The sequence below is a fragment of the Aphanizomenon flos-aquae FACHB-1287 genome (assembly GCF_014698755.1).
In the GTDB taxonomy this organism is placed as follows: domain Bacteria; phylum Cyanobacteriota; class Cyanobacteriia; order Cyanobacteriales; family Nostocaceae; genus Dolichospermum; species Dolichospermum flosaquae.
Genome location: NZ_JACJTO010000035.1, coordinates 1 through 12,720 on the forward strand (window position 1 = coordinate 1; position 12,720 = coordinate 12,720).

General features: G+C 36.3%; 11 protein-coding genes and 1 tRNA gene. 9 read left to right on the forward strand and 3 right to left on the reverse strand.

Going from position 1 to position 12,720, the window contains the following annotated elements:
- Positions 1-146: 146 nt before the first annotated feature.
- From H6G44_RS15390 to H6G44_RS15420, 7 genes are all read left to right on the forward strand, one after another.
- Entirely contained in the window at positions 147-446 is a 300-nt protein-coding gene (locus H6G44_RS15390; RefSeq protein WP_192116514.1) for a GNAT family N-acetyltransferase, read from the forward strand.
- Positions 447-483: 37 nt separating this feature from the next.
- Positions 484-1,674 carry an NAD(P)/FAD-dependent oxidoreductase gene (locus H6G44_RS15395; protein ID WP_190388128.1) on the forward strand — a complete coding sequence of 397 codons (1,191 nt, stop codon included), beginning with the start codon at positions 484-486 and terminating at the stop codon, positions 1,672-1,674.
- A 104-nt stretch (positions 1,675-1,778) separates the two neighbouring features.
- Positions 1,779-2,432 (forward strand): HAD-IA family hydrolase, encoded by a 654-nt coding sequence (locus H6G44_RS15400; protein WP_190388129.1) that lies wholly within the window; start codon positions 1,779-1,781, stop codon positions 2,430-2,432.
- Between the two features lie 200 nt (positions 2,433-2,632).
- Positions 2,633-3,445 carry a carbon-nitrogen hydrolase family protein gene (locus H6G44_RS15405; RefSeq protein ID WP_190388130.1) on the forward strand — a complete coding sequence of 271 codons (813 nt, stop codon included), beginning with the start codon at positions 2,633-2,635 and terminating at the stop codon, positions 3,443-3,445.
- A gap of 140 nt (positions 3,446-3,585) precedes the next feature.
- A tRNA-Gln gene (locus tag H6G44_RS15410) sits at positions 3,586-3,657 on the forward strand.
- 359 nt (positions 3,658-4,016) lie between these two features.
- Positions 4,017-6,224 (forward strand): GumC family protein, encoded by a 2,208-nt coding sequence (locus H6G44_RS15415; protein WP_199291892.1) that lies wholly within the window; start codon positions 4,017-4,019, stop codon positions 6,222-6,224.
- A 123-nt stretch (positions 6,225-6,347) separates the two neighbouring features.
- Complete coding sequence (locus H6G44_RS15420; protein ID WP_190388131.1) at positions 6,348-7,493, forward strand: SpoIID/LytB domain-containing protein; 1,146 nt, start codon at positions 6,348-6,350, stop codon at positions 7,491-7,493.
- Positions 7,494-7,618: 125 nt separating this feature from the next.
- On the opposite strand, the gene H6G44_RS15425 is transcribed toward H6G44_RS15420, so the two are convergent.
- Positions 7,619-8,881 (reverse strand): hypothetical protein, encoded by a 1,263-nt coding sequence (locus tag H6G44_RS15425; RefSeq protein ID WP_190388132.1) that lies wholly within the window; start codon positions 8,879-8,881, stop codon positions 7,619-7,621.
- A gap of 188 nt (positions 8,882-9,069) precedes the next feature.
- Between H6G44_RS15425 and H6G44_RS15430 the strand changes: the two genes are divergently transcribed.
- Positions 9,070-9,546, forward strand: a complete 477-nt coding sequence (locus tag H6G44_RS15430) for a hypothetical protein (RefSeq protein ID WP_190388133.1) — start codon at positions 9,070-9,072, stop codon at positions 9,544-9,546.
- A 79-nt stretch (positions 9,547-9,625) separates the two neighbouring features.
- Here H6G44_RS15430 and H6G44_RS15435 read toward each other — a convergent pair whose 3' ends face one another.
- Positions 9,626-10,618, reverse strand: a complete 993-nt coding sequence (locus H6G44_RS15435; RefSeq protein WP_190388134.1) for a helix-turn-helix domain-containing protein — start codon at positions 10,616-10,618, stop codon at positions 9,626-9,628.
- Between the two features lie 155 nt (positions 10,619-10,773).
- Positions 10,774-11,754, reverse strand: a complete 981-nt coding sequence (locus tag H6G44_RS15440) for a helix-turn-helix domain-containing protein (RefSeq protein ID WP_190388135.1) — start codon at positions 11,752-11,754, stop codon at positions 10,774-10,776.
- Positions 11,755-12,047: 293 nt separating this feature from the next.
- Here H6G44_RS15440 and H6G44_RS15445 point away from each other — a divergent pair, with 293 nt between their 5' ends.
- Positions 12,048-12,509 carry a hypothetical protein gene (locus H6G44_RS15445; protein ID WP_190388136.1) on the forward strand — a complete coding sequence of 154 codons (462 nt, stop codon included), beginning with the start codon at positions 12,048-12,050 and terminating at the stop codon, positions 12,507-12,509.
- Positions 12,510-12,720: the final 211 nt, after the last annotated feature.

The window sequence follows — 12,720 nt, forward strand, 5'->3', positions numbered from 1 at the left end:
CTTGGGAAATGAGTTTATGATCATGGTTAATCAAAATATTTTAATCCTTCGCCCAAAATTTAACATATTTTTGGCTATTTTTATCAGGCTTTTCTTAACATTCAACACTTCTGGATTTAAATAAATTATCAGAAAATATTAAACAAATGTATTGTCTAGAAAACACTAATAATGTTTATAGTATTGACTTATTTATTGGTGAAACTCAATATTGGAATCAGGGAATTGGGACAAAAGTCCTTTTATCTACCATAAATTATCTTTTCAATCGCCTAAAAGCTGCTAGAATTGTTATCGATCCTAATGTGAAAAACTTCCGCGCTATTCGCTGTTATGAAAAATGCGGTTTTGTGAAGGTCAAGCTTTTATCAGGTCATGATTTCCATGAAGGTAAATATCAGGATTGTTGGTTAATGGCAATAAATCGTAATAAATCGTTAAACTAAAATAAATATCTGACGGAATTTAGTTGCTAAAAAAATTATGACTCAACCAACTACAAAAATTTGTATACTCGGTGGTGGCTTCGGTGGACTCTATACAGCCCTGCGTTTAAGCCAATTGCCCTGGGAATCTACACCAAAACCTGAGATTATTTTAGTAGATCAAAGCGATCGCTTTGTCTTTTCTCCCCTACTTTATGAACTCCTGACCAGAGAACTCCAAACCTGGGAAATAGCCCCACCTTACTCAGAATTACTCCAAGGAACAGGTATTCAATTTTACCAGTCTACTGTTTCCGCCATAGATATCAACAAACAAACAGTCCAATTAGCAGATAAATCAGAACTGAATTATGACCGTTTAGTATTAGCATTAGGTGGTGAAACACCCCTAGATTTAGTTCCAGGTGCTGCTAACCACGCATACCCATTCCGTACCATTACTGATGCCTACAAATTAGAAGAACGGCTGCGAATTTTAGAAGCAGCAAATCCAGAAAAAATTCGTATTGCCATAGTTGGCGCGGGTTATAGTGGGGTAGAATTAGCCTGTAAATTAGCAGATAGAATCGGACAAAGAGGACGTTTACGCCTTATTGAAATCAGCGACCAAATCCTGCGAACTTCCCCAGAATTTAACCGCGAAGCCGCTAAAAAAGCCTTAGATAGCAAAGGCGTATTTATTGACTTAGAAACCAAAGTGGCCGCCATTGAGGAAAATAGTATCTCTTTAGAGTATAAAAGTCAAGTGGATACCATTCCCGTAGATTTGGTAATTTGGACAGTGGGAACAAAGGTTTCTCCAGTTGTCACAGCTTTACCCCTCAAGCAAAACCAGCGGGGACAAATTACCACCACAGCCCAATTACAAGCTATAGAACATCCCGAAATCTTTGCATTAGGAGATTTAGCAGACTGTCTCGACGCAGAAGGAAAACAAGTTCCCGCAACCGCCCAAGTTGCTTTCCAACAAGCTGATTATACCGCTTGGAATATCTGGGCTACTATCACCAATCGTCCTTTACTTCCCTTCCGCTATCAACCATTAGGGGAAATGATGGCTTTAGGAATAGATAACGCCACCCTCACGGGTTTAGGTGTAAAATTAGATGGTTCTTTCGCCTACCTAGCCCGTCGTCTCGCTTATCTCTATCGTTTACCCACATTAAATCATCAGTTGAAAGTCGGTTTTAACTGGTTAGTTAGTCCTATAATACAAGCTCTTTCTTAATCAAGATCCCCGATTTCTGAGACAGGTCGGGGATGTAAACTACAAAAATTCAGATATCATTGCTATATATTTGCTGACTACTGAGGATTAAAGTATTAATTATTATGAAAAAACCTAAGGTGATTTTTGTAGATGCGGTGGGTACATTGTTTGGTGTTAAAAATAGTGTTGGGGAAATTTACCGACAAATCGCCCAGGATTTTGGTGTAGAAGTTTCCGCCCAAATTTTAGATCAAAACTTTATTAAAAGCTTTAAAGCAGCACCACCACCGATCTTTCTAGATGCAGATATTAAAGATATTCCCCAGCGTGAATATGATTGGTGGCGGATAATTGCTTTAAATACCTTTGAAGGTGCGGGGGTTCTTCCAGAATTTTCTGATTTTACCGCTTTTTTTACCGAACTTTATATCCATTTTGGCACTCCTGAACCTTGGTATGTTTACCCTGATGTTAAGTTAGCTTTGATGAACTGGCGACGTTTAGGAGTTGAATTAGGAGTATTATCTAACTTTGATTCCCGTTTGTATTTAGTATTGCAAGGTTTAGGACTGAAAGAATATTTTACTTCTGTCACCATTTCTACTCAAGTTCGTGCTGCTAAACCAGATCCAGAAATCTTTAAAATTGCCTTAAACAAACATAAATGTTCACCAGAAGAAGCATGGCACATTGGAGACAGTATAGAACACGACTATAAAGGAGCTAAAGCAGCAGGAATAAGAGGTATTTGGATTAACCGCAATATTAGTATTTAATACCATAATTATACTGTTGACATATATTTATAGTATAAAATTTATTTGCCAGAAATCTACATATAAGTATATTCATGAGTAATGACTATTAACCTAAAAATTAGATTTTTAGGCGTTGCTGATTTGAAGTTCAAAGGGAATGATATAAGGATATATTTAAATATCTATGTTGTTTTCATCTACCGTTTGTTCTTGAATCTATGAAGTCTTATTTAGCCGCCGCTATTCAAATGACCAGTGTGCCTGATTTACAAAAAAATTTAGCACAAGCAGAAGAATTAATTGACTTGGCCGTGCGTCAGGGTGCAGAATTGGTAGGTTTACCAGAAAATTTCTCCTTTATGGGGGAAGAAAAAGATAAACTAGCTCAAGGAAATGCGATCGCCCAAGTAACAGAAACATTCCTCCACACAATGGCACAACGCTTTCAAGTTACCATTCTCGGCGGCGGCTTCCCTATTCCTGTAGATAGTCACAGTAAAGTTTATAATACAGCATTGCTTATAGGCACTAACGGACAAGAACTAGCCCGTTATCAAAAAGTACATTTATTTGATGTCAATGTCCCTGATGGTAATACCTATCAAGAATCAAGTACCGTCATGGCTGGACAGGAATTACCTGCTGTTTATACTTCCCCCGAATTGGGGAAAATAGGCCTTTCTATTTGCTATGATGTCCGCTTTCCTGAACTTTACCGACACTTATCCAGCCAGGGCGCGGATGTCTTATTTATACCCGCTGCCTTTACCGCTTTTACTGGTAAAGACCATTGGCAAGTATTACTACAAGCGCGGGCGATCGAAAATACCTGTTATGTGATTGCTCCCGCCCAAACTGGTACTAATTATCACCGTCGCCAGACCCATGGCCACGCCATGATTATTGACCCTTGGGGTGTAATTTTAGCAGATGCTGGCGAAAAACCAGGGGTAGCGATCGCTGAAATCAAACCGACCAGACTAGAACAAGTGCGTCGACAAATGCCCTCCCTAAAGCATCGCGTATTTTAGTCCCTCAGATCCCCGACTTTTCCAGAAATTGGGGGTCTATGTTCTCAGTGTTTGGGTTATATTTGGTCAGAAAAAATATTTTTTCCAAAACCCTTGACATTATCCCCACAAAACTGCTATATTTTATATAGTGAATTCATTGGGGCGTAGCCAAGTGGTAAGGCAGTGGGTTTTGGTCCCGCCATCCCTAGGTTCGAATCCTAGCGCCCCAGTTATAGAGAAAGCAAGTCTTAATGACTTGCTTTTTTTGTTCTTACACTTGTAGGAAGGTGAAAAAGCTCTTATTCTAATAATAATAAATTAATTACCCAAATAAAGAAATATTGATAAATTATTATCTGCAACATCCACAATATTTGCAGAAAATTTATCTTACTCACACTGATTAGACATATATCTGCTTGAAGGTATTAACCAAGAACTACTTCAGAATATTTTCTGTTAAGTATATCTGTAATCCGAGGAAGAATCAGTATTGATTATTAACCAGAAAACATTGAGTATTAAATATTTCTCAAAGTTTTCTAATCATCATTTTCTTCCAGATATATTGTTGCAATTTGAGAGGAATATGATTGTGACTACAAATGTGATAAAGTTGAAAAAAATGCTTACTAGCTCTAGATATAACATAATTGATATCAAAAAAATAGTTCCAATTGCGATTTACCATCGTTGGTTTATATTAGGAGTTTCCTGTACAGTCATGTCAGTAACAAGCCTGTTAGCTATTACTACTAAACCAACTTATCAAAGCTATATGCAAATATTGGTAAGTTATAATTCCAGTGAATCTTCATCAATTAATGGAATAGAAAAGAGTGCAAAGGACTTAAGTAAATTACAGCCATCAACCATTGATTACAGTAGTCAACTTAAATTAATGTCCAGTGATAAATTATTGCAAAAAGCTGTAAATTTACTTCATGCTAATTATCCACAAATGATGGTAAAAGATATTTATAATCATAGTCAAATGGTTAACAATTCATCTTTTGCAATAACTCAGTTACCAGTAGAATCAGGAGTTAGTAAAAATTTAAGTCAAATATTTTTGTTCTCTTTTACTGATAAAGATCCTTTAAAAACTAAAAGAGTATTACAAGCCTTAGAAAAAGTATATAAAGATTATAATGCAGATCAAAAAAATCAGAGAATTAGTCAAGGTTTAGCCTTTGTTAATAGACATCTATCCCAGGTACAAGAGGATATATTAAAAGCTGAGAAAAACCTAGAAAATTTTCGTAAACAAAATAATTTTATTGATCCAGTTTTAGAAAGTAAACTTTCAATACAGTCTTTAGCGAATATTCAAAAACAGCGACAAATAACTCGCGCTCAATTGCAAGATGTGGAAGCTCAATATAACAGCCTAGAAAGAGAAATAGCATTTTCTAATCAAAAGCAAACAAATATTAATGATTCTCTAAAATCTCGCCAATATCAAGGCTTAATTACTGAACTTGAGCAAGTAGAAAAGGAGTTAAAGCAAGCTCGAACAATTTACACAGAAAAATATCCAATTATCGAACAACTGAAACAGAAAGAACAGATTATCAAGACACTGTTACAAGAGCAGAGACAAAATAAAGCTATTATTGATAATAAATCACAATTATCAATAGAAACAAACCCGAAATTGGAGAAAGATTTAACCCAATTAAAAATCATGAGATCAGGACTAATTGCTCATGATAATGATTTGGAAAAATCCGAACAAAAAATTCGTTCCTTGCTGAATAAATATCCAAGTTTAATTACAGATTACAAGAGTTTAGTTGCTAATGTAGAAATTTATCGTAAAACACTGCAAGAATTACGACAAGTGCAAAATTCATTAGGTGTAAAAATTGCTCAAGAAGGTTTTAATTGGCAAATTTTAGAAGAACCTGCTCTAGGGATACATATAGGTAATTTGCGTTGGTTATTAATTATTGTAGGAATCATGATTGGTCCGGTATTGGGTTTAGCAGCAGCCTTAATTTGGGAAAAATTTAATCATACAATTTTTTATACCCAAGACTTACAAAATATCACCAATGTGCAGTTATTAGGATCAGTACCAAGATTAGAAAAAACTCCAAATAGTTGGATAAATAGACTGCAATCTATGGTAAGAAATAAATCCAAAAAAATAGATATTTCTCATCAGGGAATGATTAAAAACTTACCTAATCATGAAGCTTTAGATATTATTTACCAGAATATTCAGATATTAAATAGTTCTTTGTCTTTAAAATCATTAATGTTAACTTCTGCATTACCAGGAGAGGGGAAAACAACTTTGGCCTTAGGGTTGGGAGCTAGTGCGGCTCGAATGCACCAACGAGTATTAATAATTGATGCTAACCTGCGTTCTCCTAATTTACATAAAACTCTAGGACTGACTAATGATTGGGGGTTATCCTTATTACTTGTTGATGATATTAATACATCATTTCATACTTACATTCAGCCTATTCATCCAGCTATTGATATTTTGACCGCTGGACCAATACCAGAGGATGCAGTAAATTTGCTTGGTTCTGAGCGAATGCAAGAATTAATGGAGTTATTTGTCCAAAATTATGATTTAGTGTTAATAGATGCACCCTCAGTTTTAGATACAGTTGATGGTAGAATTGTGGCTTCTTTATGTAATGGAATTGTCATAGTAGGACGTATTGGTAAAGTTACTCCCCATAAATTGATGGAAGCTACAGAAATTTTAAAGAAGTTAAATTTAATTGGTATTGTTGGCAATGAAGTTTATCATTCTCCCCAAATATTGACACCATGAATAGGAGTTAAGAATTTAAAAAGAAGAAACACAAACAGAAAATTATCCAGTTCCCAGTCTCTAACCTCCATTTTTGACAATTGCTGAACTAGAATAGTAGACGCTTGTGATCAAACAATTAGCATGAAATTCTCACTGTTATTAGGCAATTTGTTTTTTGAGATGAAAGGTAGACATTGGTGGATAAGTATCCTAATCTGGTTTGTATTACTTGCTCCTGCACAAGCATCTGTAATTCTGCGTGTGGCAATTGAAAGAGAAGTCAAACAGGTAAAAGTCGGTGCTTCCACAACTGCTATTGTTAAAGATAGTAGTGGTAAAACATTAGGAGAACTACCGGGAATGAGACCCTTTGCTGCTCAAGCAATTCCTGGGGGAGTAGCTTTAGATAGATGGCAATCGGGGTTATTTTGGATTGAACCTACCAATAAGGGATATGTTTATATTGGCGATCGCTGGTTTCGCGGTAGAATCCTAGTAGTACCCACAGCCAACGGTTTGACGGCTGTTAACTGGGTTGATTTAGAAGAATATCTCTACAGCGTCATTGGTGGAGAAATGAACACTAGCTGGCCACCAGAAGCCCTGAAAGCTCAAGCCATTGCTGCCCGTACCTATGCCCTTTATGAACGGGAAAGACAACGGAGAAATCCCGTTTACGATTTAGGAGATAGTCCAGATCGTTGGCAAATTTACAAAGGTATAAGTAGTGAAGCACCCAAAACCTATGCCGCAGTAGACACCACAGCGGGCAAAGTCTTAACCTACAAAAACCAGATCATTCTTTCCGTCTTTCATGCTTGTTCCGGTGGACACACTGAAAACGTCGAAGATGTCTGGAATAGCAAAGAACCTTACCTGCGGGCTGTTCCCGACTTTGACCAAAATATTAAAGAATGTAACTGGATAAAAACCTTCACCCCTGGAGAAATTAGCGCCAGAATTTCCGGCGTTGGTAATGTCAAAGATATGATTATTGAAACTCTTTCACAGTTCAAAAGTGTAAAAAGTCTCAAAATTGTGGGTGATAAAGGGACTAAAATTCTCAAAGGTGAAGAAGTCAGAACTACATTGAGAATTAAAAGTACCCGATTTACTGTTAATAAAGATACCAATGGCAATTTCATCCTCCAAGGATTAGGCTTTGGTCATGGTTTAGGAATGAGCCAATGGGGAGCTTATGAATTATCAAAACGCGGTGCAAACCACTTACAAATTTTAGGATATTACTATCAAGGTGTAGCCCTAACACCTATTCAAGCAAAATAGCAGTTGTTAGTTGTTAGTTGTTAGTTGTTAGTTGTTAGTTGTCAGTTGTTAGTTGTCAGTTGTTAGTTGTCAGTTGTTAGTTGTCAGTTGTTAGTTGTCAGTTGTTAGTTGTCAGTTGTTAGTTGTTAGTTGTCACCTATTTGCTTATTCTTAAATTCCTGTTCTAGTAAATCTGTTTCTGTAGAATAAACAGAATCTTCTTTACCAATAACTTTTTCAGTGGCAAATTCCCTAGCAAAAGCAATCTTTTTCTGTAAAGAAACATCAGCACCTGCTAATAATCTAGCTCGTTCTTGACGTTGAGAATTGCGGTTAGAGATCTGATCATTGCGTCGCTTAATCCAAAAATATCGAATTAAAGGAATAGCAAGAAAACCTGTACCATAAGCTAATAAAACTCCATAAATACCTTGCACAAAAGCAACTAATCCGCCAATTTGAGCCGCAACCGTGCCATTTTTTAATAAATTGCCCAAAATCAAAGCCCCAACAAAATTTACTCCTCCTAAACAAGCACTAAGGAGAATTTGTCCAGAACTAGCTGCGCTAAACTTCCAGGAAAATTCATGCAAATATTCAGATATTGAACGCCGCTGTTTTTTACTAGCTTTTACCTGTAAATCAGGGAAATAATATACCATTTGACCATCAGAACTTACCTGGGGCATTCCATTAAATCTTACCAGCACAGGCAACATATAATCCTCATATTCTTGTTGATATTTTTCGCCAATATCATCTAAATAAGGAGTAATTTGTTCTGCTACTACCGCACCTTGATTATTATTAATTACAGCGCCAATATCTTCCCAGCGGCGTTCTTCCAAATTAGCGTTAGGATCACCATCACCAAACAGAAATGAAAACACCGCTTCAAAAAAATTCATCTCACTATTTTCGCCCCGTTCCCTCCGTTGTTCTTGGTAATTATCACCATAATTTGGGCTAAAATACCAGAATAAATCAGGCAAAAAGAAGAAATTATTACTTCTAGAACTACTACCACCGCGATTATCATCATCTCGATTTGAACTAGCAGTCATAATAATGAAAATAGTCACAGTAATCAAAATGATAGAAGCAACTAAAAGAATGCCAAAAGAAATCCGAATTAGGTAAAATAAAACAGACCAAACTTTTTTCCACCATTCTTGCAAGCGTATTTGCAAGTATTTATTGCGTAAAATATCTCGAAAATTGCGGGGAAATTGGTAAACAACATCACCTGATTCTGCAACCTGTAAATGTCCCCCAGCGTCAGCAGCTAGAGCTAATAGACTTTGATTGACTTCAGCTATATTTAATCCTATCTGGGTGGCCACATCACCAACTGTAACTCGGTAGCCCAGTTGTTCCACAGAACGCATAATGGCGGGATTGGGAGTCATAAACTTGCTACATTATTATATTTTGGTTTACCTTTATTTCAGTATAATTGAACTAATATTTCTTGTCTTTGTGGTTATTAATTGCAATAATACCTTATATTGGTTTTCTGCCTTTATCCGCCTTTATCCGCATTCATCTGCGGTCAATTCATTACTCAATACCAATCAGCAAATTTATATATACATATATGGTTCAGTACAGTCTCGCTCAAAGTCCAGAAATTATCCTGATTGTTCCTGGCAAAGATTCCGCTAAAGCCCGTGACAAAGCAATGGATCAGCTAATGGAACTTATGGAAGCGGGGGAATTACCAACAGAATTAGAAGCAGGATTTGGTCCACAACAATTAATTGAAGTAAAAGAACCAACAACAGATACTTCTAATCGTGAAGATGAAATTACCCAAGCAGTGCAAATTCTCAGTAATTTAGCCTCACTGAAATTAAAAGTCCAAGAATCACGCACCGAAGCCCTAGAAATTCGTCAGGCTATTGACATACTATTTTCCGATAAATCCGTCACAGAGGAAGAAATAACCCATCTCAAAGAAGGTTTTAAAGTTCTGAAAAACTTTGCTCAAGCTAACCTCCGTTACCAGGAAGCAAAATCAAAAGCAGAACAAGCTAGACAGATTTTAGATCAGGCTCTCAAATCACCTGAATAATATCATATTTAGGGTTTAAGTAGGTTGGCGTTAAAAATTGTTATTATGACAAGAAACTCCTAGTTCCTGATCCCAAAAATCAGGGATTTGATGATTGCAAATTAGCTCGCAAAGTTTTTGATGGTAACTCACCAAACATTTCCTTATAATTCCTCACAAAACATGCAGTATTCCGAAATCCCCACTCCTGAGCCACCTCCAGCACTGTTTTTGTACTTGGATCAGAATTCATTAAAGCGTAGCGTACACCATTAAGCCGTTGAATTTTGATATAGGCCATAGGGCTGATACCAAAAATCTCCTCAAATCCAGAACATAAGGCTGTACTGCTAGTTCCTAATTCCTCACATAGTTTTTGTAGCGTTAAAGGTTTATCCCTATAGGATTTAGAAATTTCTTCTGCTTTCTTGACCAGGGAATAACGACGGAAGGGTTTTAATGTGCGTTGTTTCTTTTTAGCGTTATTACCAAAAGTATTAATTAGTAGTGGCAAGAAATCCTCCATTATTAATGATTGCATCTGTGATTGCATTAATAATGATGGTTGAGTATTGAATACATGAGTAATTTCTTGATAGAAAGCCCTGAGAGATCGCAACGAGGCAGGGTGTAAACGCATGACATTATGCTTAATAACTTTTTCTCCATGTTCATACCCCATTTGTTCGTATAGAGTATGAAAAGCCCGCGCATTCACACTAGCTATGACCAGATGAGCATCTTTGCCAACAACTACATCTACTTCCCTAGTGTAGTCAAAACCAAATATATCATGATTTTGAATAACGCAACCGTGAGAGCTTACTTGTGTTAACTTGGGTTGAAATGCCAACGAAAAGCCGATATTATCATCAGATTTCGTACCAGTGGCTTTAGTAGATTGGCTTTGATGCAGATGAGTAAACTTCAAATCTCCAAAGTCCGCAAAATTAAGAGTTCCTAAAAAGCTTCCTGGGCTTAATTGAGCACCTCTTTTGATCTTCAGCGTTTTTATGGCTTCTGCAAATTTATATGGATCATGAAACTGGCGAGTAAAAACCAGTGAATTATTATCAGGATTTCCTTTAGACATAGATTTACATCTCTTACACGCCCCATAATAGTATAACTCCCAGATCGCCGATTTTTTTAGATCAGGGATTTGATTATTAGACAAAGAATGTAGAGACGTTCCATGGAACTACAAGGGTTCTAGGAAACGCATATTTAATTAATTTTCAGAGATATCTATTGCAAATTACCTCGCAAAGTTTTTGATGGTAACTCACCAAACATTTCCTTATAATCCTTAGCAAAGTGTGCAGCATTCCAAAATCCCCACTCTTGACCCACCTCCATCACTGTTTTTATGTTCGGATCAGTATTCATCAAAGCGCGACGTACCCCATTAAGCCGTTGGATTTTGATATAGGCCATGGGACTGATACCAAAAACTTCCTCAAACCCAGAAGATAAAGCAGTACGGCTAGTTTGTAATTCCTGACATAGTTTTTGTAGAGTTAAAGGTTTATCCCTATAGGATTTAGAAATTTCTTCCGCTTTCTTGACCAGGGAATAACGACGGAAAGGTTTTAATATGCGTTCTTTTTTTTGAATGCCCTTACCAAAGGTATTAATTAGCAATGGTAAGAAATCCTCCATTATTAATGATTGCATCTGTAATTGCATTAACAACGATGTTTGAGTATTGAATACATGAGTAATTTCCTCATAGAAAGCCCTGAGAGGTCGCAATGATGTAGGGTGTAACCTCAGAGCATTATTTTGCATAACCTTTACTGTCAGATTGTATCCCATCTGTTCAGATAGAGTATAGAAAGCACACTTATTAACACTGGTCATGACTAAATGAACGTCCTTGTCAGCAACTATATCTACTTCCCTCGTAGGGTCGAAACCAAATAGATCATACTTGCCAACAGCACAACCATGAGAGCTTGCTTGTATTAAATTAGGGTGAAATACCATTGCAAAACCGATATCATCAATAGGCTTTCTACCGTTGCCTTTAGTAGCTTGATTTTGATATAGGTGAGTAAACTTCAGATTGCCAAAGTCCGCAAAATTAATGGTTCCTAGAAAGCTTCCTGGGCTTAATTGAGTACATTCTGTTATATTCGAAGGTTTTATGGCTTCTCTAAACCTATCTAAGTCATTAAACTGACGAGACAAGACCAGAGGATTGTCAAGGGGATTATGTTTAGACATCGGTTAGGGTATTAATACTGGGTAATTTAAAGCAAATAAACTTTATCATAATCATACTACCAATACCAAGGAGAACAGTAAAATAATTGTCACTCAAATGTAAAGTAAAATGTCTGAGCAAGATTGACAGTATTAATTTAAATCACTATGTATAAAATATTATAGCTAAATCAGGTTTTTATGGCGTTGCTGAATTGGGGTATGATGTTTATTTGTTATCGCTGATAACTAATAATGCTCAAAATCAAATATCATGCAATGTCCTGAATGTAAGTCAATAAGGGGTAGTTTTTATGGTTGAACCACTCACTGGCGCTGTTATTGTTTCTTTATTTTTCTCGGAAGCAATCAAAGAAGGTGGAAAATTTGCAGTTAAAGGTGTCGCAGATACTTTTACAAGGTTGGTTAGCATTATTCGACAAAAGTTAACTACGGAAGGAATGGAAGGTTTATTAATTCGGGCTGAAAAAGATCCAAATGAAAAAAATAAACTTCAGTTACAAGAAGAATTACAAACACACATTGATAATGATGAAACTTTCGCTCTTGAACTCAAGTCACTAGTTGAGGAACTCAAAACACAAGACCCTAAAATTCGTCAGGTTATTCTTAGTGATATTCAATTAACTGGTGATTTACAAGCTGAGAATATCACTCAAAAAACTTCAGGAAGTAGTGGTTCTGTTGACCAAGCAATGCTCACCAATATTAAGGCTAATAATATTAATGTAGGTGATTTAATTCAAGAAGGTTAAGAGATTGTGTGAAAAGTATTGCATAAAATCCATTATCTCTAAAAACTTAAGTTAAATTACCCCCCCTTAATCCCCCCTTAGAAAGGAGGAAAACTGGAAAAATTAGTTCTCTCCCTTCTTAGAAAGGAGGAAAACTGGAAAAATTAGTTCTCTCCCTTCTTAGAAAGGAGGAAAACTAGAAAAATTAATTCCCTCCCCCTTTAGAAAGGAG